This is a genomic window from Aliiroseovarius sp. CAU 1755 (assembly GCF_054482655.1).
In genome coordinates this window covers 223,695-248,120 of record NZ_JBTLRH010000002.1, presented here as the reverse complement: position 1 = coordinate 248,120, position 24,426 = coordinate 223,695, and the positions used below count along the sequence as shown (strand labels likewise).

The following is a 24,426-nucleotide window of genomic DNA, read 5'->3' as shown; positions in this document are numbered from 1 at the left end:
TGTTGTTGAACAGGTCAGCTCGATTGGGTGGCTGACAAAAACTGTTGGAGCCGCTCGCTTTTGGGCGACCCGAACAGGGTTTCGGGTGGGCCTTCTTCTTCGATCAGGCCTTGATGCAGAAAGATAACATGGTCCGATACATCCGCGGCCAGTCGCATGTCGTGGGTCACGATCACCATTGTGCGGCCTTCGAACGCCAGATCCCGGATGACCTTGACGACCTCTTGTTCAAGTTCGGGATCAAGCGCCGAGGTGGGTTCGTCAAACAACAGCGCCTTTGGCTCCATGCACAGCGCGCGCGCAATCGCGGCACGTTGTTGTTGCCCGCCCGACAATTGAGCAGGCCAGACATCGCATTTGTCGCCAATGCCCACTTTCGCCAGATAGGCGCGTGCTTTTTCTTCAACCTCGGCCTTGTCGCGCCCCAACACGGTAACGGGGGCCTCCATCACGTTTTGCAAAATGGTCATATGGGACCAGAGGTTGAACTGCTGAAACACCATCGACAGGTTTGTGCGAATGCGTGTCACCTGAGCCCGGTCAGCGGGATGGCGGTGCATGGCATGGCCGCGCCACTTGATCGGCTCGCCTTCGAACAGGATGTCGCCCTGCTGGCTGTCTTCAAGCAGATTGGCACAGCGCAGCAACGTCGATTTGCCAGAGCCGGACGACCCGATCAGGGACACCACGTGCCCCCGCTCCGCCACCAGATCGACGCCCTTGAGGACCTCAAGCGCCCCATAGCTCTTGTGAAGATCATGGATTTCGATCACGGGGGACGTGTCTGAGGATTTTTGGGCAGCTGTGTCTAGTGGCACGTAGGAACCTGACGGTAAACAAGTGATGTGACATCGGAGTAGGGCGCAATTTGACATGAATTGCAACGGCGAAAAGGCGGGGAAGTCACGTAAATCAGGGCGAATGGACGGTGCAACCGACAATTTGCGCCTGTCCTGCGCGCATGAGTTGAATGCGCCGGGCTGCATGTCTGCATCTGGCGCATCGCGTTCAGCCGCGAAGGACTGCGGCGAAATCTGGTGTGCTGGGCCAGAGCAGTTGGCAGCTTTGGCGCGCGCCTAGGCCCGATCGGCCTCAATCAATTCGGCTGCCCGCAAGCGGGCGTGATTGTTTTCAAGGTCGGTGATGCCCAGAAAGCGAGGGATCATGCGCATCAGGGCATCTTCCTCGACCGAACGCGTGCCATCTGCCAACACGACGGACCACGCGGCTTCGACCACCGACAGGCGGTCCTCAAGCGGTACGGCTTCTTTCACGGTGTTGGTGAAGCGCACCGTGTCGGGGGCGGCTTCCTCAAGAAGCTCCGCCTCGCGCCGAAGCTCGATCGCGTCATCCTGCGACAAGCCATAACGTTGCGACAGGATATGGGTGATCGCGTCGGTTTCAGCCGTTTCATATTGGTGATCGGACCGGGCAAGGCGCACCAGAAGGGCGGCGATTGCCAACCGGGCATCTGCATCGTCAAACGGGTCAGGCGCGGGCTGGGTGAGTTTGGCAAGAAGGGATCGGATCATGGGGGAAACCTATGCGATACGTCGAAAAAAACCAGACTGTTGTGGCACCGGGGCCAGTCACCTTTGCGTCAGCGGGCCGTGCAATGGGCCGGTGCAACGTGTCAACTGCCCGGACTGTCTAAAGAATAGCGGATGTCGTCAATGGCAATCCCGCCCGGATCGCGGTGCGTCAGGGTGATCGCCGCAGCGGGCGGTGTGACCTGCACCGCGATCTTCGTCACACCATGTGCAGGGGTAACGGTATGGCGCGCGGTTTCATGGCCTGACGGGGCAAAGAAGGTCAGCATGACAGGCCCCGGTTGTGGGCGCGCGCCCAGCGGGTCGGCATAATCCGCATGCAGTTTCAGCGCAAAGCCCGTGATCGTGCCGTCAAAGACAAAGGCCAACGCCCCTTCGCCCCGCCCGGACCGCTGTGCAAACCCGTCCGGTCCAAGGGGAAAACCCGCAGTTGATCCGAAACCTGCGTGGAAGGCCACGGCCAGAACCGCAGCCTTGCCGCCGATATCCGCGATAAGCGGCAGGGTGGGCTGGCCGGTCAGCAGTTCGAACCCGTCGGTCGACTCAATGGACTGGCCACGCAGCCTTGCGCCAATGGACAGGCCGGGAAAGACCAATGGACCCGTCAGCGCCAGCCCAGGTTCGGGCAGGGTTGGGTAGCTCTCAAAATCAACATGGCCGGACAACTGCGCGGCCATATCGTCGTATTCAACCGGGGTCACGCTGCCTGCCAGCGCGGGGGGCGCGGCAAGGATCGCTCCTGCCAGAAGCGCCCGGATCATACCAAGCGCTCGACCTCTTTCGCGGCGCGCACGAAATCGGCGAACAGGGGGGCAGGGTCGAACGGTTTGGATTTCAGTTCCGGGTGGAACTGCACGCCGATGAACCATGGGTGGTCTTCCCACTCGACGATCTCGGGCAGGCGCCCATCAGGCGACATGCCGGAAAACTTCAAACCGCAGCTTTCCAACTGCTCACGATACTTCGTGTCCACCTCATAGCGGTGACGGTGGCGTTCTTCGATTGTCGTGTCGCCATAGATCTGCGCCACTTTCGACCCTTCGCTTAGGGTTGCCGTGTAGGCGCCAAGTCGCATCGTGCCGCCCTTGTCGTCGGACACCGCGCGCTTGACCTTGTAGTTGCCCTGCACCCATTCCTTGAGGTGATAGACAACTGGCGTAAAGCGGGTTTCACCGGCCTCGTGGTCAAATTCTTCTGACCCGGCATCGGTGATGCCTGCCACATTCCGGGCCGCTTCGACCACCGCCATCTGCATTCCCAGACATATGCCCAGATAGGGGATCTTGCGTTCACGGGCGAATTGCGCGGCCCTGATCTTGCCTTCGGTGCCGCGTTCGCCAAAGCCGCCGGGCACAAGGATGGCGTGGAACCCTTCCAGATAAGGCGCGGGGTCTTCCTGACCAAACAACTCTGCATCGACCCATTCAAGACGCACCCTGACACGGTTGGCCATGCCACCATGCATCAGGGCTTCTTTGATTGACTTATAGGCGTCCTCTAGCTGGGTATACTTGCCCACAACGGCCACGCGCACTTCGCCTTCGGCGTTGTGAATGCGGTCTTCGACATCTTCCCAGCGACGCAGGTCGGGTTTGGGGGCGGGGGCGATCTGGAACGCATCCAGCACGGCCTGATCCAGACCGACATGGTGAAACGCCATCGGGGCCTCATAGATCGACTTCAGGTCATAGGCCGGGATCACAGCGTCAAGGCGGACGTTACAAAACAGCGCGATCTTGGCGCGCTCTTTTTCCGGGATGGTGTGTTCGGCGCGGCAAACCAACACGTCGGGCGCGATGCCGATTGAGCGCAGTTCCTTCACCGAGTGCTGGGTGGGTTTGGTCTTCAATTCGCCCGAGGCCGCAAGGAACGGCAACAAGGTCAGGTGCATGAAGATGCACTGGCCACGCGGGCGTTCTTGGCTGAACTGGCGGATCGCTTCAAAAAAGGGCAGGGCTTCGATGTCACCGACCGTGCCGCCGATTTCACACAGCATGAAATCGACCTCGTCATCACCAATTTCGATGAAGTCTTTGATTTCGTTGGTGACGTGCGGGATCACCTGAATGGTTTTGCCCAGATAATCGCCGCGCCGCTCTTTCTCCAAAACGGTTGTGTAAATGCGCCCGGAACTGACCGAGTCCGTGTTGCGCGCCGCGACGCCGGTGAACCGTTCATAGTGACCAAGGTCCAGATCGGTTTCCGCGCCGTCATCGGTGACGAACACCTCGCCGTGCTCAAACGGGCTCATCGTGCCGGGGTCGACGTTCAGGTAAGGGTCAAGCTTGCGCATCCGCACCGAATACCCACGCGCCTGTAACAGCGCGCCAAGGGCCGCCGCGGTCAGCCCCTTGCCCAATGAAGAAACAACACCACCGGTGATGAAAATGTAACGTGCCATGCGTCAGGCTGCCCCCGTGAAACCGGCGCAAAGGCGCCTTAGATTATTGGCTCTCGAACTCGCGAAACGGCCACAAAAAAGGCCCCAGCGAATCCGCTTTCCACGGGGTTAAAGAGATAACCGATTCCGATGCCCCGCGCAACCGGATCGCAAGATGATGGGGCAGGAAATCCGCCCCTCCTCAAGGTATTGTGGGTATTAGCGCGTTTTGAGATTAAGTTGTGACACAACTTGGTCTCGAAACGCTTTAGTCTGCGCGTGGCGGGGTCAGGCTATCGTCGGCACCGCCTGTCGGGGGCAGCAGGTCCGTGACGTCAGGCGTAACAGGCGCGTCCGTATCCGGAGCGACCGGTGCTTCAAGCCCAAGCGTATCAATAACCGAACTGTCGGCCGAATTCTTGGCTGCAATGACCGTCAATGTGATCGAGGTGCCCAGAAACGCAATGGCAAACAGCCAGGTCAACTTGCCCAAGGCCGTGGCAGCCCCGCGCGACGACATGATGCCGCCACCGCCGCCACCGCCGCCGATGCCCAGGCCACCGCCCTCGGAGCGCTGCAAAAGCACGATCCCGATCAGGCTGAGCGCCAGGATCAGGTGAATGACGAGGATGACGTTTTCCATAAGCGACGCTTCCGTGGCTGGGGTTCGTTTGATCTGCGGGGCTATGTAGGGGAAAAGCGGGGGGGGCGCAAGAAGGCGCGCGTCTGGATTCTGCCCTTTATGCCCTTTGTCACGCCATTCACGGTTTTCGGCTTTCCCGCAGGGGCTAGTCCCGCTATGACCAGTGCGGGTTTTCTTTTTGATAGGAAAAAGACCATGGCGAATGTCGTTGTTGTAGGCGCCCAGTGGGGCGATGAAGGAAAAGGCAAGATTGTTGACTGGCTCAGCGAACGTGCCGATGTGATCGCGCGCTTTCAGGGCGGTCACAATGCGGGCCACACGCTGGTCGTTGAAGGCGAGGTCTACAAGCTGCACGCTTTGCCATCCGGCGTTGTGCGTGGTGGCAAGCTGTCGGTGATCGGCAATGGCGTCGTGCTGGACCCCTGGCACCTGCTGAACGAGATTGAGACGATCACCAAGCAAGGCGTCGACATTTCGCCCGAGACCCTGATGATCGCCGAAAACACGCCGCTGATCCTGCCGTTCCACGGCGAACTAGACCGCGCGCGCGAAGAGGCCGCCAGCAAGGGCACCAAGATCGGCACCACCGGGCGCGGGATCGGCCCTTGTTATGAAGACAAGGTTGGCCGCCGAGCGATCCGCGTGGCCGATCTGGCCGATGATACAACGCTGGAAGCGCGTGTTGACCGTGCGCTGCAACACCACGACCCGCTGCGCAAGGGGCTGGGGATCGAGGCGATCGACCGCGACGCCCTGATTGCGCAGTTGAAGGAGGTCGCGCCGAAGATCCTGCGCTTTGCCGCGCCGGTCTGGAAAGTGCTGAATGAGAAACGCAAGGCGGGCAAGCGTATCCTTTTTGAAGGGGCGCAAGGCGCTCTGCTGGACATTGACTTCGGCACCTATCCCTTTGTGACCTCGTCCAACGTGATCGCCGGGCAGGCGGCGACGGGCGTGGGCCTTGGCCCTGGCTCGATCGACTACGTGTTGGGCATCGTGAAGGCCTATACGACCCGCGTGGGTGAAGGCCCGTTCCCGTCCGAGCTTGACGACGCGGACGGCCAACGCCTTGGCGAACGCGGCCATGAATTTGGCACCACGACCGGGCGCAAGCGCCGCTGTGGTTGGTTCGATGCCGCCCTCGTGCGCCAGACCTGCGCCACCTCGGGTGTGTCCGGGATTTCGCTGACCAAGCTCGACGTTCTGGACGGGTTTGAGACGCTGAAAATCTGTGTGGGATATGAGCTGGACGGCAAGCGGATGGACTATCTGCCCACCGCGTCGGATCAACAGGCGCGCTGCACGCCGATCTATGAAGAAATGCCCGGCTGGTCGGAAACGACCGAAGGCGCGCGCAGTTGGAATGATCTGCCCGCCAACGCGATCAAATACGTGAAACGGGTGGAGGAACTGATCGACTGCCCGGTCGCTCTTTTGTCCACCAGCCCCGAACGTGACGATACGATTCTTGTCACCGACCCGTTTGCCGATTGATCGGGCGCGGGTAAATGGCATTGGGATACAAAGCACGTAAGCGTTTGTCTTTGCTGGTTTTGCTGGTGGGACTGCCGCTCTATATTCTCGCCGCAGTGTCGGTGGTGGGCATGTTTGACCGCCCGCCGATCCTGTTGGAACTGCTGGTCTACATTGTGCTGGGGTTTTTGTGGATGATCCCGCTGCGCAAGGTGTTTCTGGGGGTGGGCAAGGCTGATCCGGACGCAGACCCTGACAGCTATCCGCATGACCCGGTTGATCCGGGGGCGGGCGACGACAAGGACTAGCCGGCCAGAGCGAGACGACAGGGCGAAGACGCGAACCTCGCGCATGCCCCCAACCAAAAAAGGGGCCCCGAAACGGAGCCCCTTTTGTTTTTCAGTGTGGTTTGCGATCAGGCCGTCTGGCGACCGCCTTCTTTTTTGGCACTGTCGGCCAGCGAGAAACGGCCGCGACCAAGCTTCACGATCCGTCCTTCGCGCAGCAAGCGCCCGAAAGCACGCAAGCCTTCTTCGCGTGAAATACCGCCATTGACGTTCAGTCCCATCACAAGGTGTAAAACCTTGGGACGGCTGAATTCTGTCACGCCCTGCTCTTCAGACAGGAAGGTGGCGGCGGCATGCAGAAGACCGGTCATGTCAGAGGCATCTGCGCCATTCACATAGGCGGCAAAAGCTTCGACATTGGCGTCATTCTTGGCCGAGCGAGCGGCGGCGACGTTGTCGTCCTCCACCATGGCTTTGCGCAAGTCGTCATGGGCCAGATCGTCGCTGTGGTCCGCGCCAACCACCTCATCGGCAGCATCATCGTCCTTTGCGCTGGTGCCGTCCGATGCTTCGGTGGCGCCCAACTGGTCACGATTGATCCGGCGCGGGCGCACCACACGGGCGGGTTTGACTGGCTCGTCAGAACTGGGCGACGCGGCCACTTCTGTCGGCGCCTCGTCGATACGCTGTTCAGACACCAACACCAACGGAGCCATACGGCGCGTGGCGTGTTCGGCATCTGCCCGGCCCGGACGACGCGGGCGCACGGCGCGCGCCAGATCTTCGCGATACTGGTCTTCGTCCAGTCCTTCGCTGTCATCTTCGCCTGCATCTTCGTCGGCACGTTTGGCTTGAACAGCGGCCTTCAAATGCTCGATCGAGTTGCGACGACGCGACACTTCCTGGCTGCCCATCTTGTCGTTGGTTTCGGCAAGAATACGGTTCAGCGTTTCATCGCTTTGATCAGCAGCGCCGTTGTCAAAAACCTGTTCGCGGCGGTCACGGCGCTCTCCGGTTTTCACTTCGCGGTCGATCAGCGTCAAAAGTGCCTCGGCGTCCACATCTTCACCGGCGTCTTCGCCTGATGCGGTGTCGTCCGCTGCGCTGTCTTCTTGGGCCTTGGCCAGATCAGCCAACAAGTCCTCTTCATCTTCGTCTGTCAACGACGGGTCGGAACTGTCAGTGTCCAGCGCAATCGCTTCTTTGCCATCATCGCGGCGCAGGCGTTTGACATGGACGATACGACCGACCGGACGCAGCGGCGCCGGGTCATCTTCGTCGCTTGTGTCTTCGTCGAACGCGTGCTCCAGCACATTGGCGATCTCGTCATCAGATGTCAGCGTGTCGTCTTCGTCTTCATAGTCCTCGTCGCTGTCATCGTCGGACGCGTCATAAGTGTCCATCTGGGACAGGATAGCGTCGACATCGTCATCGGTATCGTCCAGTTTCACCTTGTCGTCATCCGACAGGACAAGCGGTTCGGACGCATCATCTGCGACCTCACGCTCTGCGTCATCGGACACGTCGTCCTGACCGGCTTCGGTGTCGTCGTCTTGCGCCAAAGCCTGAACACTGTCCTGAACATCAGCTTCAGCTTCTTGCTCCGTGACGGTGTTTTCAGCTGCAACAGCAGCCTCAGGGGTCTGCTCGACCAGGTCTTCGTTGGTGTCGGACACCAGAGCGGCTGCGGGGATCGGCGAGTCTTCGATCTGATCCACATCCGTGTCGTCTTCGTCCTGGAAGAAGGACGTGATGTCCTCATCTTCGGCGTAGTCGTCCAGGGTTTCTTCAGCGTTCACAACGGCGCGAATGCGAAGAAGCTTGGCGGCTGCGCTGTCGGCCGCGGCGTCGGCGTCCAAGTCAGGCATGGCCTCGGCCGTGGGCACAGAAGGTGCAGTCGGTGCAGGGACCGGCTCCGGTTGAGGCGCGGCGGCCTGCGGTTCAGCACGCTCAGCCGTTTCAGCAACGGGCGCCTTGGCCACCGGCGCTTCTGCGCTTGGCGTTTCATCCGGCGCAACGGGTGCGTCGGCGTCGGTCTGATCTGTATCCAACAGGGCTTCGCCTGCCACAAGCGTGGCACCGGTCTTGGTCACGGCGGGCAGGGCAGAGCCTTCCTGACGCAACACAATACCGTCGTCTCCGACACGGGCTTCGACGCGCTTTTGCACTTCGCGTTCAGCGATACGGTGTAGCATTTCAGCATCCGGAGTCGGAGGCTCTGCACCAAAGTAGCGATCGTCAGCTGCCAGATCGCGGAAATACTCCGCAATCGACTTCATCGTGCCGAAGGGTTCATCGAATCCTTCAAGCGTGCACGAAAACGTGCCGTAGGATACAGTGAGAATCTTGCTATTGCTCACCATAGGTAACTCGCTTTCTCCCCCGATCCAGCAACAGTATGTTTACCATGCGGTGTCTCGGGAAATTCAACAAAACCGCGAAATTCACGGTATTTTTTCCGGGCAGGAATGTGTTTAGTTTCTGAAATTTAGACAATACTGAGGCAGAATGCATCATTTTCCACATTTTGAACACAATGTAACCCTTCTGGGCGGTGGAAACGTTAACCCAAAGAATCTTTCCGAATGTTTGACGCTGGCACCGAATCTGGTGGCGGCGGACGGCGCGGCGGATCAGGCGCTGGCATTGGGGCATGTTCCGGCAGCGGTTGTGGGCGATATGGATTCGGTTTCTGTTTCAGCACGCGAAACAATCGGCGCGGCGCGGTTTCACGAAACACCAGACCAGAATCGGACCGATTTCGACAAGGCGCTTGAGCTGGTAAAGGCCCCCATTATACTGGGTGTCGGCTTTATGGGCGGTCGCTTGGACCATGAATTGGCTTGCTATAATGCGCTTGTGCGCCAACACGAAAAGCCCGCCATTCTGGTCGGAGAGGTGGATATCTGCTTTCACCTGTCGCGTGAAATCTTGCTTGATCTGCCGGTCGGCACCCGTCTGTCACTGTTTCCAATGGCGCAGGTAATCGCGCAGGGCACAGGGCTGGTCTGGCCGGTCGAAGATTTGGCGATGGCACCATGGGGAACGATCGGAACCTCGAACGAAACAGGCTCACCGCGCGTCACGCTTGCGGCGGATCGGGCTGGTCTGTTGGTGATTCTGCCGCGCGGAGTGCTGCGTCAGGCGATTGCCGCTCTCAGTCGGCACTGACGGTCAGCAATTGGGCACATTCACGGCAAGCCCACCCAACGAGGTCTCTTTATACTTTACGCTCATATCCTGCCCGGTTTCGAACATCGTCTTGATGCAGGCGTCCAGCGGGACAAGATGAGTGCCATCGCCGCGCAACGCCAGCGACGCGGCCGACACGGCCTTGATCGCCCCCAGCCCGTTGCGTTCGATACAGGGCACTTGCACCAGCCCGCGCACCGGGTCACAGGTCAAACCCAGATGGTGTTCCAACGCGATCTCGGCGGCGTTCTCGATCTGCATCGGCGTGCCGCCCATCACGGCGCACAGCCCGGCTGCGGCCATTGCGCTGGCCGACCCGACCTCGGCCTGGCACCCGGCTTCGGCGCCAGAGATCGAGGCGTTGTGCTTGATGATCCCACCGATCGCAGACGCAGTCAGCAGAAAGTCGTGAATGCGCGAGGGCGCGGCACCGGGCACATGATGCAGCCAGTATCGCACCACCGCTGGCAAGACACCGGCGGCGCCATTGGTCGGGCTGGTGACCACCTGACCGCCGGCTGCGTTTTCTTCATTCACGGCCATCGCGTAGACGCTCATCCAATCGTTGATCGTATGCGGGGCCGACAGGTTCAGCCCCTGTTCGGCCATTAGGCTGTCGTGAATGGCTTTGGCGCGCCGTCGCACCAACAGCCCGCCGGGAAGGATACCGTCATTGGCCATCCCCCGGTCGATACAGTCATTCATGACCCCCCATATGCGGTCCAGCCCTGCGGCAAGGGCGTCTGGGTCAAGGTGGACAAGTTCGTTTTCGCGCTTCATCTGGGCGATGGTGTTGCCTGAGGCCTTGGCCATGTCGAGCATCTGGACCGCGGTTTCGAACGGATAGGGATGTGCCTTTGCGTCGCGCGCATCCAGCGCCGCCTCGCGCGCTTGTTCTGCTTCGGTGACGACGAACCCGCCACCGATGGAGTAATAGACCTCGCGCGCGACCACGTCGCCTTGGGCGTCGGTCGCCATAAGCTGCATGCCGTTGGCGTGGCCGGGCAGGGCAGTCTCGTAGTCAAAGATCAGATCGTCTTTCGGAACGAAGGCGAGGCGGCCAAGGCCCTTCGGGCTGACCGTTCCGGTGCGCGCGATGTCGGCCAATATGGCTTCGGCCTTGGCGTGATCATAGCTGTCCGGCAGAACCCCGGCCAAACCAAGGATCGTGGCGCGGTCGGTTGCGTGCCCGACCCCCGTGAAGGCGAGTGAGCCGTGCAATGAGGCGCGCAGCCCGGCCACCTTGAACGGTTGAGCGCGCAGGTGATCAAGAAACCGCCCACCGGCGACCATCGGTCCCATCGTGTGCGACGAACTGGGGCCGACCCCGACTTTGAACATGTCGAATACGGACAAAAACATGATGACCTCGCGCGGCAAGAATTCAGGACAGCTTGGGCGATCGGAAAAGTTTTGTCAGCGCGAAAACGACACTTTGCGGGTCAGTCCGGCCGCGTCAGCACAAATGCAGCCCCAGCGCCCATCAAAACGCCCTGCGCCAATAGCACCCAAACTGGCGCGCCAAGGATAAGGGAGACGACCAAGACCAGCGTCATCATGGTCACGGCCAAAGTCTTTGCGCGTCGTGAAATGGCGCCGCGGTCTTCCCAATCCTGTATGGCGGGGCCGAAATGCGCGTGTTCGATCAGCCAGGCCCGTGCCTTGGGGCTTCCCTTGCCGAAGGCGAAAGCAGCGACCAGCAGGAAGGGTGTCGTGGGCAGCACTGGCAGCACCACACCGATAAGCCCAAGGGCCACGGCGCCCCAGCCTAACGCGATGTAGAAATACCTGCCCATATTGCACCCGACCCGGTTTGCGCCCGCAAGCTTTGGGCCAAGCGGCAAAGTTTGTCCACCCGGCCAAAACGTCGCGTCGGCGCTGTGGGGGGCGACGGCGGCAGGCAGCAGCGTGCAGTTTTTCGCGCGCTGGTGTGATCGGGCCTCGCCACGCAACGCCCTTGGCCGTATAACGCCACGAACTTCATATATGTGCCACAAAGGGGAATCGCTGCCATGGCTGGGGAACTGTCGCCAATTGACACCGCTAAATTCGTTGCTGCCAAACGCGCGGTCCAATTTGTCGAAGACGGCATGCGCGTGGGGCTTGGCACCGGTTCGACCGCCGCCTGGATGGTGCGTTGCTTGGGCGAAATGGTGCGCCAGGACGGCTTGAAGATCATTGGCGTGCCGACCAGCACGCGCACCGCAGACCTGGCGCGGCAAGTGGGGATCGAGGTGACAACCCTGGACGATGCCAAGTGGCTGGATCTGACCATTGATGGCACAGATGAATATGACGCTGACCTGTGCCTGATCAAAGGTGGCGGTGGGGCGCATCTTCAGGAAAAGATCGTGGCAACCGCATCGGACCGGATGATCGTGATCGCCGACCCCTCGAAATCGGTCGAACATCTGGGGGCGTTCCCCTTGCCGATCGAGGTCATTCGATTCGGCTGGCAGACCACCAAGTCGCTGGTCGAAGAAATGCTGGGCGCTGTCGACGTTCTGGGCACGGAAACGAGCCTGCGGATGAATGGCGATGCGGCCTTTATCTCGGACGAAGGCAACCACATCCTTGATCTGCACGTGAAACGCATTGGCGACCCGCGCAAACTGTCGATGGTGCTGAACCAGATCCCCGGCGTGGTCGAAAACGGGCTGTTCATCGACATCTGTGATACTGTCGTGGTCGGCCATGGTGACGGCCGGGTCGAGGTGATCGACATCAACGCAGGCACGCGCGAAGAGGGCCGGATTGAATTCACCGAGACCGACAACATCTTTGCGGACCTATGACGGCGCAGCGGCCAAGATGAGGCCACGGTGGGTCGGTCCGCGCGCTCCACACGCGACATTGTGACACTTGTTACCGTCTCGGCTCTGGAATGCCGGGGGCGAAGAACATAGCTTGCCCCGGAAATGGAACCAATTGCCCCCTGTGAGGCGAAGAAAGGCAAAGTGACATGAGTGGTTTTGACTACGACCTTTTCGTGATCGGCGGCGGGTCGGGCGGCGTGCGCGCCGGTCGCGTGGCGGCGGAAGGCGGCGCCAAGGTGGCACTTGCCGAGGAATTTCGCATGGGTGGCACCTGTGTGATCCGCGGCTGTGTGCCCAAAAAGCTGATGGTCTTTGCCTCGAATTACGGCCCCGCTGCGGACGATGCGCGCAGCTATGGGTGGGACTACGAGGGCGGACAGTTCCATTGGGATCGTTTCCAGCCGATGTTGCACGCCGAACTGGACCGACTTGAGGCGATCTATACCCGCAATCTGGGCAACTCCGGGGCGGATATCTTCAATGCCCGCGCGGTGGTGAAGGATGCCCACACGGTCGCCTTGTCCACTGGCGAAACTTTCACCGCCAAACATATTCTTGTGGCAACCGGTGGGCGGCCCTTCCTGCCCGACACGCCCGGCGCGGCCGAATTTGGCATTACATCGAATGAGGTGTTCAACCTTGAGACGTTCCCAAAGCGTATCCTGATTGTCGGCGGCGGTTACATCGCTTGTGAATTTGCCTGCATTTTCAATGGTCTGGGCGCGCATGTCGCGCAATGGTATCGCGGAGCGCAGATCTTGCGCGGGTTCGATGACGAAGTGCGCGGGTTCCTGGCCGAACACATCAGCGCGCGCGGTGTGGACCTGCATGTGGGGCTGGAGGTCGAACGGATGGAGCGGCGCAGCACGGAAAATGGTGATGCGATCTGGGTAAAGGGGACGGACGGGCGTGAAGAGGTCTTTGACCAGGTGCTTTTTGCCACGGGCCGTGTCGCCAACACCGATGGCATGGGGCTGGAAGAGGTCGGTGTCACCCTTGGCCGCTCCGGCGAGGTGATCGTGGATGACTACAGCCAGACCGCCGTGCCGTCGATTTATGCCGTAGGGGATGTCACAAACCGGATCAACCTGACCCCGGTGGCGATCCGCGAAGGCATGGCCTTTGTCGAAACCGTGTTCAACGGCACCCCGACCAAACCGGACCACGAAAACGTCGCCTCGGCAGTGTTCACGCAGCCCGAATACGGCACCGTCGGTCTGAGCGAGGAAGCCGCCCGCGCACAAGAGAAGATCGATGTCTACTGCGCCGCCTTCCGCCCGATGCAGAAAAGCTTCATCGGTTCGACGGAAAGGGTCTTGTTCAAACTCATCGTCAGCCAGAAAAGCCAGAAGGTTCTGGGTTGCCATATTGTTGGGGACGGGGCGGGCGAAATGATCCAATTGGCTGCCGTCGCCGTAAAAATGGGGGCAACCAAACAGGATTTTGACCGGACCGTGGCCGTGCACCCGACCATGTCCGAAGAAATCGTGCTGATGAAGTCGCCCACCCGCAGCGACTGAGCTTTAATCCGGGTCTCTACGCCGCCCGCGTCGAAAAACAACCGAAAAGGCGGCATCTTGCGCCGCCTTTACCTTGAAATCCGCCCTGCAAAGGGTCAGGTATGAACGCAATACCTTGTTTGACTTGGAAGGAATTTGACCAGATGGCCAGCGATAATGGTGGTCCCTGGGGCGGCGGTGGAAACCGTGGCGGCTCTGGTGGGCGCCCCCCCTCGAATGGTGGTGGCAATCGCGGCGGCAAAGAGCCCCCGCAAATGCCCGAGATTGATGAGTTGATGAAGAAGGGGCAAGAGCAGTTGCGCGTGCTCATGGGCGGACGCGGCGACAAAGGTCGCGGCGCTGGTCAGGGCGGCGAAGGCAACGGCCCCAACTTAGGGCGTGGCTCGATCCTGTTGATCGCGCTGGTCGCGGTCGCGGTTTGGATATATGCCAGTTTTTATCGCGTCGACACCTCGGAGCAATCGGTCGAGCTTTTGTTCGGTGAACGTTACGGCGTTGGCCAAGAGGGTCTGAACTTTGCGCCTTGGCCGGTTGTGACCAGGGAGATCTATCCGGTGACGCGTGAGAACGTGATCAACATCGGCGACGGGGTCAGCGAAGGCCTGATGCTGACAGGTGACGAAAACATCGTTGATATCGATTTTCAGGTTGTTTGGAACATCTCGGACCTTGAGAAGTTCGTGTTCAATCTGGCAGCCCCAGAAAACACCATTCAGGCCGTGTCGGAATCAGCCATGCGCGAGATTATCGCACGCTCTCGCCTGTCTCCGATCCTGACCTCGGATCGTGGTATCATCCAACAGGATCTGCAAGATCTGATCCAGTCGACGCTGGATGGGTATCAGTCGGGCGTCAACATCGTTCGTGTGAACTTTGACAAGGCCGACCCGCCCGAGGACGTGATCGACAGCTTCCGCGAAGTGCAAGCGGCCGAACAGACACGCGACACGTTGCAAAAACAAGCGGACGCTTATGCGAACCGCGTCGTTGCCGAAGCACGTGGTGAAGCCGCTCAGTTGATGGAGCAAGCCGAAGGGTATCGCGCCCGCGTCGTGAACGAAGCCGAAGGTGAAGCCGCACGCTTCATCGCGGTTTATGACGAATACGCCAAGGCGCCGGACATCACGCGCAAGAGACTCTATCTGGAAACGATCGAAAAAGTGATGAAGAGCGTGGACAAGGTAATTCTTGATCAGGGCATCGGCGGAGAAGGGGGGGTTGTTCCTTACCTGCCGCTGAATGAACTGACGCGCAAACCGGCGCAAACAACGGACGGGGGGGCGAACTGATGAAACGCACTCAAATCATCCTGATCGCCGTTGTGGCGCTGCTGTTTGGCGCGTTGCAGGCTGTCTATATTGTCGATGAACGCCAAACCGCCCTGCGGCTGTGGTTTGGTGAAGTGCAAGCCGAGATCACCGATCCAGGCCTGTATTTCAAAATTCCCGTGTTTCACGAGATCGTCAAATATGACGCTCGGATCCTGCCTTTGGAAACCAGCAAGCTTGAAGTGACGCCAGCAGACAGCCGGCGGCTTGAAGTTGACGCGTTTGCTCGCTGGCGCATTTCTGATGCCAAGCAGTTCCGCCGCGCAGTCGGCGCAAGCTCGATTGCCGGTGCGCAACCGCGTCTTGAGCGGATCCTGAACGCAGAGCTGCGTGAGGTTTTGGGTAAAGTGAACTCGAATGCGGTTCTGTCCGCTGACCGTGTTCTGCTGATGAACCAGATCCGCGATCAAGCCCGTGCCCAAGCGGCGTCGCTTGGCGTCGAAATCATCGACGTGCGGATCAAACGTGCCGATCTGCCCAAGCAGAACCTTGAAGCTACCTTTGAACGGATGCGCGCCGAACGCCAACGTCTGGCCGCAGATGAAATCGCCCGCGGTAACGAAGCGGCCCAGCGTTTGCGGGCCACCGCTGACCGGACCGTGGTTGAAACCGTGTCCGAGGCACGCAAACAGGCGCAGATCATTCGTGGTGAGGCAGACGCCCGCCGCAATGGCATCTTGGCAAATGCGTTGGGTCGCGACCCTGAATTCTATGCGTTCATGCGGTCGCTTGAAGCCTATGAGAATTCGTTGGTCGGGGGCACTTCTTCGATGGTGATTTCGCCCGACAGCGAGTTCTTCGACTATCTGAAATCGGACACGGGTCGCTGATGTCCCTGATCCTGTTAGGGTTCGGGCTTGTGCTCGTGATCGAGGGGCTGGTGTTCGCACTGGCCCCTTCGCGTTTGGACGATCTGGTGGCCATGATGGCCGCCCTCAGCCGTGATCAGCGGCGAATGATGGGGCTGGTCGCCATCGCATTGGGCGTTTTGCTTGTGTGGCTGTCGCGCCTGTAAAGGCTGTGTCGTCCTTGCTGACCCAGTGCGACATCTGCGTCAAACCCCATATTTTGCTTGATATGTCAGGCTGGTCGTTTATCGATGCATGGGGCATCGTAAAAAGCAGGCATATGAAACACTCACCAGACTTTCCGAAATCATCCGAATCGACACGATCTGCGAAAGACTGGGTCAAAACACTAGCCACCTACCGCGAGCCCGATCTGGGGCGCAGTTTTTTCGAGCTTGCCGTCAGCATCGGTCCGTTCTTGGCGCTTTGGGTGCTGGCGTGGATGTCGATGTCGGTCAGTCTGTGGCTGACGCTTGGCCTGTCCATCCTGAACGCCCTGTTCCTGCTGCGCTTGTTCACCATCCAACATGATTGCGGCCACGGCTCGTTTTTCAAACACCGCGCGGTCAGCGATTGGGTCGGGCGGGTGATCGGGGTGCTGACCCTGACCCCCTATGCGGTCTGGCGCCGCACGCATTCGATCCACCACAGTGCGGCTGGCAATCTGGGCAAGCGTGGGATCGGGGATATCCTGACCCTGACGGTGGCTGAATACAACGACCTGTCACGGTTCGAGCAGTTCAAATACCGCCTGTATCGCAACCCTGTGGTGTTGTTTGGCTTCGCGCCCAGCTACTTGTTTTTCCTGCAAAACCGACTGCCGTTCGGCCTGATGAAGGGTCTGCGCTATTGGATCAGCGCAATGGGCACCAATCTGGTTATCGTCGCGGCGCTGACGGTGATCTGGTATTTCGGCGGCCTTCCGGCGCTGTTGCTGATCTTCTTGCCCTCGACCCTGTTGGCGGCCACGGCTGGCATGTGGCTTTTCTATGTGCAGCATCAGTTTGAAAACACCCATTGGAGCGGCGAGGAAGACTGGCAGCTTCATGATGCCGCGCTGCATGGCAGCTCGCACTACGTCATGCCGCGGGTGTTGCAGTGGTTCAGCGCCAATATTGGCATCCACCATGTTCACCACCTCTACAGCCGCATTCCCTTCTATCGGCTGACGGAAGTGCTGCGCGACCATGCCGATCTGGCACAGGCGAACCGCATGACGATCCGCGAAAGCCTCGTGTGCGCCCGGCTTCACCTGTGGGACGAAAAAAGCCACCGCCTGTTGTCCTTTTCCCAAGCCAACGCGCTTTACGGCTGACCCGACAGCGGGGGGTGCCGACGGCATTTTCCCGCCTCTGTCAGCACGGTGGCGCCGGTGACGGCAGATCACATGGCAGTGAATGGGTGTTACGAACTTTGCGTTGCGCTTTTGCCGCCCTATCTAGACAGTATTCATGATCGGGTTTCGACCCGAACCGGTTTCTTGAAAGGAGAGAGGTGTGAAAGTGCAGGCGATTTCCCCCCAAAATAATCAGATGTGGGGCATGCGCGCCTTCGTCGGGCTTGTCATGGCCGTGGCCGTGACCCTGGCATCAGGGCTAAAAGCCGAAGCGCGCGGTGTGCCCGAAAGCTTTGCCGATCTGGCCGAGCAGGTCAGCCCGGCTGTTGTCAACATCACGACATCAACCCTTGTGGCCCAGCGAACAGGCAACCAGCCCATGGTGCCCGAAGGCAGCCCGTTCGAGGATTTCTTCCGCGATTTCCTTGATCGCAATCAGCCCGGTGGGCCGAACGGCAACGGCGAACCTCAGCGTCAGCGGCGCAGTCAGGCACTTGGCTCGGGGTTTGTGATCTCGGAGGATGGGTTCATCGTGACCAACAACCACGTCATCGAGGGCGCGGATGAAATCATGATCGAGTTCTTCGGCGGTGGCGACCAGTTGGCCGCCAAGGTGATCGGCACCGATCCCAACACGGACATCGCGCTGTTGAAGGTTGAAAGCGACGGCCCGCTGCCGTTTGTCAGCTTCGGCGACAGCGATATCATGCGTGTCGGCGATTGGGTGATGGCTGTTGGTAATCCGTTGGGGCAGGGGTTTTCGGTCTCGGCCGGGATCGTGTCGCAAAGGAACCGCGAGCTGTCAGGCGCCTATGACGACTACATCCAGACCGACGCGGCGATCAATCGGGGCAACTCGGGCGGTCCGCTGTTCAACATGAACGCCGAGGTGATCGGCGTGAACACCGCAATTCTTAGCCCGAATGGCGGCTCGATCGGGATCGGCTTTGCGATGTCCTCGGCCGTGGTCAAACGTGTTGTGGATCAGTTGAAGGAATTCGGCGAAACCCGTCGCGGCTGGCTGGGTGTGCGCATTCAGGACATCACCGACGATATTGCTGAAGCCATGGCGCTGGACGGCACCAATGGCGCATTGATCACCGATGTTCCCGAAGGCCCGGCGAAAGAGGCTGGCATTCTGCCCAACGACATCATTCTGTCCTTCGACGGCGTCGATGTCACCGACACGCGCGAATTGGTGCGCATCGTTGGCAATGCGCCTGTGGGCAAGGCCGTGCGCGTGGTGGTGTTGCGGGGTGGCAAGACCGAGACCCTGAAAATCACGCTTGGACGACGCGAAGATGCGGTCGCGGGTTCGACCCCGGGGTCGGAAAACGAAACGCCCGAGGCCCCCGCGGAAGACAAGATCCTCGGCATGACGCTGGGCGAACTTGACGACACACGCCGTGAAGAACTTGGCCTGAAACCCGGCGCCACCGGTCTGGTCGTGCTGGACATCGATGAGGACACGGAAGCCTTTGAAAAAGGGATGCGTGCGGGCGATGTGGTGGCCGAAGCCGGGCAGCAACCCGTCGGGTCGATCGAAGACCTGAAGGCGCAACTTGAGGCTGCCAAGGACGGTGGACGCAAGTCGGTTCTGCTTTTGGTGCGGCGCGACGACAACCCTCGTTTCGTGGCCTTGTCGCTGGACTGATCCGCAAAAAACAAAAAAACCCCCGCTCGGTTGACCGGGCGGGGGGGAATGACCGCGCCGTTTGGCGCGGTTTTTTTTATGAGCGGTTCAGAGTTTTTCGATATCCGCGCGGCACAGGCCGATGTCGTCAAGATCGCGATCTGACAGTTGCAGCAGTGCGTTGCGTGTTGAACGCGCATCTTTCCATGCCGCAAACGAGGCGACTGCGCCCCGAATAACAGTGGAAAGGCGACCCCCGAAGGACGCACCATTTGCGGGGATGTATGTCGTTTCGAAAGCAGCCATTTTCATGTCCTTCTCGGTAAAGAATACTGCGGTTTGCATCATTGCGTTGGCCGGCATGTAGAACCGAATAGCGGGTTCAACAAGGCCCCAAATTGCATGACTCATATGCGTTTTCTGCAACGGGTCGCTTTCGGTTTGTTCGAGGTCGAAAACAGGCTGAAACGACTATGAAACGTGTCATTCTTTTGCAGCCCGGGGGATGCACTGTGTCGCAAAAGCATCACATCAGATGGCCTCGGACTGATGTCACGTGATCACCTTGTGTTGCAAATCTTTCTGGCGCGTGTTCTTGTTTCGTGCTAGTCCGGTTTTCAACAAGGCCGCCGCGCATCATGCGCCAGCGGCCGGGCAGAGCAGACAGGGCAGGGTGCAACATGCGTGTTATTGGCATTGACCCGGGGCTAAGGAACCTTGGTTGGGGCGTGATCGACACCGACGGCACCCGCATGTCCCATGTGGCCAACGGGATCTGTCATTCGCGCACCGGTGAACTGGCTGCGCGACTGTTGTCTCTTTACGACCAACTGACCGACGTGCTGGCGCAATTCGCCCCCGAAACTGCGGCAGTCGAACAGACTTTCGTGAACAAGGACGCCGTCGCCACCCTGAAGCTGGGGCAAGCACGCGGCATCGCTTTGCTGGTGCCTGCCAAGGCGGGGCTTCCCATCGGGGAATACGCGCCCAACGCGGTGAAGAAGGCCGTAGTGGGTGTGGGCCATGCCGATAAGAAACAGGTCGAACATATGGTGAAAATGCAATTGCCCGGCGTTCAGATCAAAGGGGCCGATGCCGCCGATGCGCTGGCCATCGCGATCTGCCATGCCTTTCACGCCCAGACTGCGGGCCGTCTGGAAGCCGCGTTAAAGAAAGCCACAGCATGATTGGTAAAATCGCAGGACGTCTGGATTACCGTGCCGATGATCATGTTCTGATCGACGTGCGCGGCGTGGGCTATCTGGTCTATGTCTCGGACCGCACCATGGCCAGCCTGCCCGGACCGGGCGAAGCTGTCGCGCTCTATACCGAGCTTTTGGTGCGCGAGGACAATCTGCAACTGTTCGGCTTCACCACCCTTGTCGAAAAAGAATGGCACAGGCTGTTGATGAGCGTGCAGGGTATCGGTGCGAAAGCCTCGATGGCGATCCTTGGCACGTTGGGGCCGGACGGGGTCAGTCGCGCGATTGCGTTGGGCGACTGGAACGCTGTGAAAGCCGCCAAGGGGCTTGGCCCGAAAACCGCGCAGCGCGTGGTGTTGGAGCTGAAGGACAAGGCGGCATCTGTCATGGCGCTGTCGGGTCAGGCATCGGTGGCCACAGGTGCACCTGCGACGGATGATGCGGTGATCGAGCCGAACATTCCGGCCACGCCCATCACTCCGCCCGCGCCGGCGGGCAATGCCGCTGCTCAATCCGAGGCGCTGTCGGCCCTGACCAACCTCGGCTACGCGCCCGGTGAAGCAGCGTCCGCCGTCGCACAGGCGCTGGGCGAGGATCCGTCGCTGGACACCTCCGGTCTGATCCGCGCCGCGCTGAAACTTCTTGCGCCCAAAGGGTAGGGGGCTAGAAGGATATTATGACCGCCTCTGACCCCCTTGATGCACCAGACCCGACGCTGCGCCCCGCCCCGCGCCCGGAAGACGCGACCGAGGCCGACCGCGCCCTTCGCCCACAAACGCTGGGTGATTTCATCGGGCAGGCCGAGGCGCGTTCCAATCTTCGTATCTTCATCGAAAGCGCACGCAAGCGTAACGAGGCGATGGACCACGTCCTGTTTCATGGCCCTCCCGGTCTTGGTAAGACCACACTGGCCCAGATCATGGCGCGCGAGTTGGGCGTGAACTTCCGCATGACCTCTGGCCCCGTGCTCGCCAAGGCCGGCGATCTGGCCGCAATCCTGACCAATCTGGAAGCCAATGACGTCTTGTTCATTGACGAAATTCACAGGCTCAATCCGGTGGTCGAGGAAGTGCTTTATCCCGCGCTGGAAGATTTCGAACTGGATCTGGTGATCGGCGAAGGGCCTGCGGCCCGCACCGTGCGGATCGAATTACAACCCTTCACGCTGGTCGGGGCAACGACGCGGTTGGGCCTTCTGACCACGCCGCTGCGCGATCGCTTCGGTATTCCTGTGCGGCTGCAATTTTATTCGGTCGATGAGTTGCACGAGATCGTGACCCGCAACGCCGTCAAACTGGGCGCACCTGCCGACGAAGATGGCGCGCGCGAGATCGCGAAACGTGCCCGTGGCACGCCGCGGATTGCCGGGCGCCTGTTGCGGCGCGTGGTCGATTTCGCGGTGGTCGAAGGCGACGGGCGGATCACCCGCGACCTCGCCGACAACGCGCTGACGCGGTTGGGTGTCGATCATCTGGGGTTGGACGGAGCGGATCGGCGCTATCTTGGCTTGATGGCAGAGCACTACGGCGGTGGCCCGGTGGGCATAGAAACCCTGTCCGCCGCTCTGTCCGAAAGCCGCGATGCGCTGGAAGAAGTGATCGAGCCGTTCCTTTTGCAACAAGGCTTGATCCAACGCACCCCTCGCGGGCGCATGCTGGGCCAGATTGCATGGCGACACCTCGGACTGACTGCCCCCGTTTCTCAACCGCGCGGTGCGGGACAAGGACAGCTTTTCGAAGGTTAGCCCTTGAAACGCGCGTCCATTTGCGGGACATCACCCCGCAGATCAGGAGACGCCAGATGACCGCCCCCCTTATGACCCCCGAAGACGTGACCGCGCATTTCACCCGCGCAAATGGTGACTTCACCTTCGCCCGCTGGGGCCGCCCCATCGTGCCGGTTGTGTTCGGTGTCGAAGACGCCACGCTTGAGGTTGTCAAAGGCGCGATCGAGGCGGTGGTGACGCTGGCCGGTCACAAGATGGCCGAGACTGACCCGGAACTGGGCGCGAACCTGATGGTGTTCTTCTTCCGCGACTGGGACGAGTTGCTGGAGGTGCCAAAACTGGGCGAGATGATCCCCGGATTGGAGCCGCTGGTGGCCCGGCTGAAAGAGGCCGGGGCCACGCAATACCGCGCCTTCCGCTTTGATGACCAGAACGCCATTCAAGCCTGTTTCACCTTTGTCTGCATGCAAGGCGCGATGGTGGACCAACCGGCCGAGACGTTGGCGCTGTCCCAGGCTGTGCAAGCGATCCTGCTGTGGGGTGAAGGGGCGTTTTCGACCAAAAGCCCGCTTGCACTGCTGCCTGATGGCCAGACCATCCTGCGCCCAGAAATCGCCGCGCTGATTGCGGCAGCCTATGATCCGATGCTGCCCGTGGCGGCAGATGATGCGTCACATGCGCTCAGAATCTTTGCGCGGATGCAGGTGGGTGGTCCCGCTGCCACCACATTGCACTAAATGCGCTGCTTTCTGGCCCTTCCCGTGCCGGACGATCTGGCCGCGCAACTCGCCGGGTTTGCGAGCCGGCTCAAGGTCGGGCGACCACTACCTGAGGAAAACATCCACCTGACGCTGGTGTTTCTGGATGAACAACCACTCGACGCGCTCGAAGACCTGAACGCGGAGTTAGAGGTCTTGCACGCTCCGCCCGCGACCGTTGATCTGGCGGGGCTGACGACCATGGGCGGGGCCGTGCCCTCTGTGCTGACGATCAACGCTGCGGGCGTGGACGGGTTGCACAAACAGGTCCGACAGGTGGTGCGTCGCGCCGGGATCACATTGCCCCATCGGCGGTTTCGCGGCCACGTGACGCTGGCCCGCCTGCCGCGCACGCCCACGGCCAATGACATGTCCGCGTTGGGCCGTGCGCTGGAAACCCACGGCGCGATCCGATATCCGACCGTAACGCTCGACACCCTGTCGCTTTATCGGTCTGACCTGCGCCCGGACGGCGCGCGATATGAGCGGTTGGCAGACTATCCCCTTCGCGGCTAGGGTCGGGACGAGCAGAACCACGAGGCCCCGATGCACCGTTTTCCCATCCGCGTTTATTATGAAGACACCGACATGGCCGGGATCGTCTATTACGCCAACTATCTGCGCTATATCGAACGCGCGCGGTCTGATTGGGTGCGCGAGATTGGGATCGACCAGAACGCGATGCGCGAAGACGGGCAGGTGTTCGCGGTGCGCCGGGTCGAAGCGGACTACCTGTCCTCGGCGCGTTTTGACGAAAAGTTGCAGGTTGAAACATCTGTTCAGCAGGTTACCGGCGCGCGGTTGGTGATGGAGCAAGTCGTGAAACGTGGTGAAGAACGCTTGTTTGAAGCCATCGTCACCATTGTTTGCGTCTCAGATACCGGCCAACCCGCCCGGCTTCCGGCAAATATCCGCCGTCTGGTTCACTGAACCACAGGGCTTTGTCGCCGATGACGCGGTTTTGATGGCATTCCCCGTGGCATTGGGCTAATCTTCGTGCAGAAAAGCTGCACAAAGAGGCGGCGGTACAGAGGCAGACATATGGAAACGGAAACGCTTCAGGCGGCGGCGGAGATTGATTTCTCCTTCTTCGCCCTATTTATTCGCGCAACTTTCACGGTCAAACTGGTGATGCTGCTTTTGATTGCGGCGTCCATCTGGTCGTGGGCGATTATTATCACAAAACACATGGCCTTCCGGCGCGCCCGTTCGGACGCCGAGGCGTTCGACCGCAAGTTCTGGTCGGGTGAGCCGCTGGACGAGCTGTTTGACCAGATCGGACCGACGCCTGACGGGTCGGCGGAAAAGGTCTTTTCCTCCGGGATGCTGGAATGGCGCCGCTCTCACCGGGCTGATGGCGGTTTGATCGCGAACGCGCAGTCGCGCATTGACCGGTCAATGGATGTGGCCATCGCCAAGCAAGGCGAAGAGCTGAACAAGGGGCTGAGCTTTCTGGCGACTGTCGCGTCAACCGCGCCGTTTGTGGGGTTGTTCGGCACCGTTTGGGGCATCATGCACGCCTTTGTCGAGATTGCGCAGCAACAAAACACCAACCTGGCCGTCGTCGCCCCCGGCATCGCCGAGGCGCTTTTGGCCACCGGTCTGGGCCTTCTGGCCGCGATCCCGGCGGCCGTATTTTACAACAAGCTAAGCGTGGATAGCGACAATATCCTTGCGGGCTACGAAGCCTTCGCAGACGAGTTCGCCACCATCCTCAGCCGTCAGCTGGACAGCTGA

Annotated in this window: 27 protein-coding genes; 18 read left to right on the top strand and 9 right to left on the bottom strand. The window is 60.3% G+C overall.

Annotated features, from left to right (window positions below; all coding sequences use genetic code 11):
- Positions 1-14: 14 nt before the first annotated feature.
- Positions 15-773 (bottom strand): ABC transporter ATP-binding protein, encoded by a 759-nt coding sequence (locus ACXYMP_RS08395; protein WP_458905623.1) that lies wholly within the window; start codon positions 771-773, stop codon positions 15-17.
- 148 nt (positions 774-921) lie between these two features.
- Between ACXYMP_RS08395 and ACXYMP_RS08390 the strand changes: the two genes are divergently transcribed.
- On the top strand, positions 922-1,080 hold the full coding sequence (locus tag ACXYMP_RS08390) for a hypothetical protein (RefSeq protein ID WP_458905621.1): 159 nt from the start codon (positions 922-924) through the stop codon (positions 1,078-1,080).
- On the opposite strand, the gene ACXYMP_RS08385 is transcribed toward ACXYMP_RS08390, so the two are convergent.
- The 4 genes from ACXYMP_RS08385 to secG all read right to left on the bottom strand — a co-directional run bounded on the left by ACXYMP_RS08385 (position 1,077) and on the right by secG (position 4,573).
- On the bottom strand, positions 1,077-1,532 hold the full coding sequence (locus ACXYMP_RS08385; RefSeq protein ID WP_298565696.1) for a tellurite resistance TerB family protein: 456 nt from the start codon (positions 1,530-1,532) through the stop codon (positions 1,077-1,079). The two genes, ACXYMP_RS08390 and ACXYMP_RS08385, sit on opposite strands and share 4 nt — an antisense overlap.
- Positions 1,533-1,633: 101 nt before the next feature.
- Positions 1,634-2,311 (bottom strand): hypothetical protein, encoded by a 678-nt coding sequence (locus ACXYMP_RS08380; protein ID WP_458905619.1) that lies wholly within the window; start codon positions 2,309-2,311, stop codon positions 1,634-1,636.
- The gene (locus ACXYMP_RS08375; RefSeq protein ID WP_298565698.1) at positions 2,308-3,951 is read right to left on the bottom strand and encodes a CTP synthase; all 1,644 of its coding nucleotides are present in this window, start codon (positions 3,949-3,951) and stop codon (positions 2,308-2,310) included. Before ACXYMP_RS08375 ends, ACXYMP_RS08380 begins: the two co-directional genes overlap by 4 nt.
- A 247-nt stretch (positions 3,952-4,198) precedes the next feature.
- Complete coding sequence (gene secG / locus ACXYMP_RS08370; protein WP_298565699.1) at positions 4,199-4,573, bottom strand: preprotein translocase subunit SecG; 375 nt, start codon at positions 4,571-4,573, stop codon at positions 4,199-4,201.
- Positions 4,574-4,768: 195 nt separating this feature from the next.
- Here secG and ACXYMP_RS08365 point away from each other — a divergent pair, with 195 nt between their 5' ends.
- Entirely contained in the window at positions 4,769-6,064 is a 1,296-nt protein-coding gene (locus ACXYMP_RS08365; protein WP_458905616.1) for an adenylosuccinate synthase, read from the top strand.
- 14 nt (positions 6,065-6,078) lie between these two features.
- Complete coding sequence (locus ACXYMP_RS08360; protein WP_298565703.1) at positions 6,079-6,351, top strand: DUF2842 domain-containing protein; 273 nt, start codon at positions 6,079-6,081, stop codon at positions 6,349-6,351.
- A gap of 107 nt (positions 6,352-6,458) precedes the next feature.
- Here the strand turns inward: ACXYMP_RS08360 and ACXYMP_RS08355 are convergent, their stop codons facing one another.
- On the bottom strand, positions 6,459-8,693 hold the full coding sequence (locus ACXYMP_RS08355; protein ID WP_458905614.1) for a hypothetical protein: 2,235 nt from the start codon (positions 8,691-8,693) through the stop codon (positions 6,459-6,461).
- 145 nt (positions 8,694-8,838) lie between these two features.
- Here ACXYMP_RS08355 and ACXYMP_RS08350 point away from each other — a divergent pair, with 145 nt between their 5' ends.
- A complete protein-coding gene (locus tag ACXYMP_RS08350) occupies positions 8,839-9,501 on the top strand; it encodes a thiamine diphosphokinase (RefSeq protein WP_298565706.1) in 663 nt (220 codons plus the stop codon).
- A 3-nt stretch (positions 9,502-9,504) separates the two neighbouring features.
- Here the strand turns inward: ACXYMP_RS08350 and ACXYMP_RS08345 are convergent, their stop codons facing one another.
- Complete coding sequence (locus tag ACXYMP_RS08345) at positions 9,505-10,884, bottom strand: L-serine ammonia-lyase (RefSeq protein ID WP_298565708.1); 1,380 nt, start codon at positions 10,882-10,884, stop codon at positions 9,505-9,507.
- Positions 10,885-10,964: 80 nt separating this feature from the next.
- Entirely contained in the window at positions 10,965-11,318 is a 354-nt protein-coding gene (locus ACXYMP_RS08340) for a YbaN family protein (protein WP_458906499.1), read from the bottom strand.
- Positions 11,319-11,534: 216 nt separating this feature from the next.
- On the opposite strand from ACXYMP_RS08340, the gene rpiA reads away from it, so the two are divergent.
- The 7 genes from rpiA (at position 11,535) to ACXYMP_RS08305 (ending at position 19,024) form a co-directional block, all read left to right on the top strand.
- Positions 11,535-12,317, top strand: coding sequence for a ribose-5-phosphate isomerase RpiA (rpiA, locus tag ACXYMP_RS08335; RefSeq protein ID WP_298565709.1), 783 nt, complete (start codon positions 11,535-11,537; stop codon positions 12,315-12,317).
- 167 nt (positions 12,318-12,484) lie between these two features.
- Positions 12,485-13,858, top strand: a complete 1,374-nt coding sequence (gor, locus tag ACXYMP_RS08330; protein WP_458905611.1) for a glutathione-disulfide reductase — start codon at positions 12,485-12,487, stop codon at positions 13,856-13,858.
- A gap of 143 nt (positions 13,859-14,001) precedes the next feature.
- A complete protein-coding gene (gene hflK, locus ACXYMP_RS08325; RefSeq protein ID WP_458905609.1) occupies positions 14,002-15,147 on the top strand; it encodes an FtsH protease activity modulator HflK in 1,146 nt (381 codons plus the stop codon).
- Positions 15,147-16,016 (top strand): protease modulator HflC, encoded by an 870-nt coding sequence (gene hflC, locus ACXYMP_RS08320; protein ID WP_298565713.1) that lies wholly within the window; start codon positions 15,147-15,149, stop codon positions 16,014-16,016. The genes hflK and hflC overlap by 1 nt, the downstream gene beginning before the upstream one ends.
- A complete protein-coding gene (locus ACXYMP_RS08315; protein ID WP_298565715.1) occupies positions 16,016-16,201 on the top strand; it encodes a DUF2065 domain-containing protein in 186 nt (61 codons plus the stop codon). Before hflC ends, ACXYMP_RS08315 begins: the two co-directional genes overlap by 1 nt.
- A 113-nt stretch (positions 16,202-16,314) precedes the next feature.
- Positions 16,315-17,349, top strand: a complete 1,035-nt coding sequence (locus ACXYMP_RS08310) for a fatty acid desaturase (RefSeq protein ID WP_298565717.1) — start codon at positions 16,315-16,317, stop codon at positions 17,347-17,349.
- Positions 17,350-17,575: 226 nt separating this feature from the next.
- A complete protein-coding gene (locus ACXYMP_RS08305; protein ID WP_298566169.1) occupies positions 17,576-19,024 on the top strand; it encodes a Do family serine endopeptidase in 1,449 nt (482 codons plus the stop codon).
- An 87-nt stretch (positions 19,025-19,111) separates the two neighbouring features.
- On the opposite strand, the gene ACXYMP_RS08300 is transcribed toward ACXYMP_RS08305, so the two are convergent.
- Positions 19,112-19,414: a DUF1127 domain-containing protein gene (locus ACXYMP_RS08300; protein ID WP_363317593.1), complete on the bottom strand. Its 303-nt coding sequence runs from the start codon at positions 19,412-19,414 to the stop codon at positions 19,112-19,114.
- 269 nt (positions 19,415-19,683) lie between these two features.
- Between ACXYMP_RS08300 and ruvC the strand changes: the two genes are divergently transcribed.
- The 7 genes from ruvC (at position 19,684) to tolQ (ending at position 24,426) form a co-directional block, all read left to right on the top strand.
- Positions 19,684-20,190 carry a crossover junction endodeoxyribonuclease RuvC gene (ruvC, locus tag ACXYMP_RS08295; protein WP_298565719.1) on the top strand — a complete coding sequence of 169 codons (507 nt, stop codon included), beginning with the start codon at positions 19,684-19,686 and terminating at the stop codon, positions 20,188-20,190.
- Positions 20,187-20,864, top strand: a complete 678-nt coding sequence (gene ruvA, locus ACXYMP_RS08290) for a Holliday junction branch migration protein RuvA (RefSeq protein ID WP_298565720.1) — start codon at positions 20,187-20,189, stop codon at positions 20,862-20,864. The genes ruvC and ruvA overlap by 4 nt, the downstream gene beginning before the upstream one ends.
- 17 nt (positions 20,865-20,881) lie before the next feature.
- A complete protein-coding gene (gene ruvB / locus ACXYMP_RS08285; protein WP_458905605.1) occupies positions 20,882-21,949 on the top strand; it encodes a Holliday junction branch migration DNA helicase RuvB in 1,068 nt (355 codons plus the stop codon).
- Between the two features lie 56 nt (positions 21,950-22,005).
- Positions 22,006-22,668 carry a hypothetical protein gene (locus tag ACXYMP_RS08280; RefSeq protein ID WP_458905603.1) on the top strand — a complete coding sequence of 221 codons (663 nt, stop codon included), beginning with the start codon at positions 22,006-22,008 and terminating at the stop codon, positions 22,666-22,668.
- On the top strand, positions 22,669-23,205 hold the full coding sequence (gene thpR, locus ACXYMP_RS08275) for an RNA 2',3'-cyclic phosphodiesterase (protein ID WP_298565724.1): 537 nt from the start codon (positions 22,669-22,671) through the stop codon (positions 23,203-23,205). It abuts the gene before it with no gap.
- 30 nt (positions 23,206-23,235) lie between these two features.
- Entirely contained in the window at positions 23,236-23,619 is a 384-nt protein-coding gene (ybgC, locus tag ACXYMP_RS08270; RefSeq protein ID WP_298565725.1) for a tol-pal system-associated acyl-CoA thioesterase, read from the top strand.
- Positions 23,620-23,730: 111 nt separating this feature from the next.
- Positions 23,731-24,426: a protein TolQ gene (tolQ, locus tag ACXYMP_RS08265; protein ID WP_298565726.1), complete on the top strand. Its 696-nt coding sequence runs from the start codon at positions 23,731-23,733 to the stop codon at positions 24,424-24,426.

What these genes read in the sequence shown, in the direction of transcription:
- ACXYMP_RS08390 (WP_458905621.1), top strand. Translation starts at nt 922, where the DNA reads ATGGACGGTGCAACCGACAATTTGCGCCTGTCCTGCGCGCATGAGTTG.
- ACXYMP_RS08385 (WP_298565696.1), bottom strand. Translation starts at nt 1,532, where the DNA reads ATGATCCGATCCCTTCTTGCCAAACTCACCCAGCCCGCGCCTGACCCG.
- ACXYMP_RS08380 (WP_458905619.1), bottom strand. Translation starts at nt 2,311, where the DNA reads ATGATCCGGGCGCTTCTGGCAGGAGCGATCCTTGCCGCGCCCCCCGCG.
- ACXYMP_RS08375 (WP_298565698.1), bottom strand. Translation starts at nt 3,951, where the DNA reads ATGGCACGTTACATTTTCATCACCGGTGGTGTTGTTTCTTCATTGGGC.
- secG (WP_298565699.1), bottom strand. Translation starts at nt 4,573, where the DNA reads ATGGAAAACGTCATCCTCGTCATTCACCTGATCCTGGCGCTCAGCCTG.
- ACXYMP_RS08365 (WP_458905616.1), top strand. Translation starts at nt 4,769, where the DNA reads ATGGCGAATGTCGTTGTTGTAGGCGCCCAGTGGGGCGATGAAGGAAAA.
- ACXYMP_RS08360 (WP_298565703.1), top strand. Translation starts at nt 6,079, where the DNA reads ATGGCATTGGGATACAAAGCACGTAAGCGTTTGTCTTTGCTGGTTTTG.
- ACXYMP_RS08355 (WP_458905614.1), bottom strand. Translation starts at nt 8,693, where the DNA reads ATGGTGAGCAATAGCAAGATTCTCACTGTATCCTACGGCACGTTTTCG.
- ACXYMP_RS08350 (WP_298565706.1), top strand. Translation starts at nt 8,839, where the DNA reads ATGCATCATTTTCCACATTTTGAACACAATGTAACCCTTCTGGGCGGT.
- ACXYMP_RS08345 (WP_298565708.1), bottom strand. Translation starts at nt 10,884, where the DNA reads ATGTTTTTGTCCGTATTCGACATGTTCAAAGTCGGGGTCGGCCCCAGT.
- ACXYMP_RS08340 (WP_458906499.1), bottom strand. Translation starts at nt 11,318, where the DNA reads ATGGGCAGGTATTTCTACATCGCGTTAGGCTGGGGCGCCGTGGCCCTT.
- rpiA (WP_298565709.1), top strand. Translation starts at nt 11,535, where the DNA reads ATGGCTGGGGAACTGTCGCCAATTGACACCGCTAAATTCGTTGCTGCC.
- gor (WP_458905611.1), top strand. Translation starts at nt 12,485, where the DNA reads ATGAGTGGTTTTGACTACGACCTTTTCGTGATCGGCGGCGGGTCGGGC.
- hflK (WP_458905609.1), top strand. Translation starts at nt 14,002, where the DNA reads ATGGCCAGCGATAATGGTGGTCCCTGGGGCGGCGGTGGAAACCGTGGC.
- hflC (WP_298565713.1), top strand. Translation starts at nt 15,147, where the DNA reads ATGAAACGCACTCAAATCATCCTGATCGCCGTTGTGGCGCTGCTGTTT.
- ACXYMP_RS08315 (WP_298565715.1), top strand. Translation starts at nt 16,016, where the DNA reads ATGTCCCTGATCCTGTTAGGGTTCGGGCTTGTGCTCGTGATCGAGGGG.
- ACXYMP_RS08310 (WP_298565717.1), top strand. Translation starts at nt 16,315, where the DNA reads ATGAAACACTCACCAGACTTTCCGAAATCATCCGAATCGACACGATCT.
- ACXYMP_RS08305 (WP_298566169.1), top strand. Translation starts at nt 17,576, where the DNA reads ATGCGCGCCTTCGTCGGGCTTGTCATGGCCGTGGCCGTGACCCTGGCA.
- ACXYMP_RS08300 (WP_363317593.1), bottom strand. Translation starts at nt 19,414, where the DNA reads ATGAGTCATGCAATTTGGGGCCTTGTTGAACCCGCTATTCGGTTCTAC.
- ruvC (WP_298565719.1), top strand. Translation starts at nt 19,684, where the DNA reads ATGCGTGTTATTGGCATTGACCCGGGGCTAAGGAACCTTGGTTGGGGC.
- ruvA (WP_298565720.1), top strand. Translation starts at nt 20,187, where the DNA reads ATGATTGGTAAAATCGCAGGACGTCTGGATTACCGTGCCGATGATCAT.
- ruvB (WP_458905605.1), top strand. Translation starts at nt 20,882, where the DNA reads ATGACCGCCTCTGACCCCCTTGATGCACCAGACCCGACGCTGCGCCCC.
- ACXYMP_RS08280 (WP_458905603.1), top strand. Translation starts at nt 22,006, where the DNA reads ATGACCGCCCCCCTTATGACCCCCGAAGACGTGACCGCGCATTTCACC.
- thpR (WP_298565724.1), top strand. Translation starts at nt 22,669, where the DNA reads ATGCGCTGCTTTCTGGCCCTTCCCGTGCCGGACGATCTGGCCGCGCAA.
- ybgC (WP_298565725.1), top strand. Translation starts at nt 23,236, where the DNA reads ATGCACCGTTTTCCCATCCGCGTTTATTATGAAGACACCGACATGGCC.
- tolQ (WP_298565726.1), top strand. Translation starts at nt 23,731, where the DNA reads ATGGAAACGGAAACGCTTCAGGCGGCGGCGGAGATTGATTTCTCCTTC.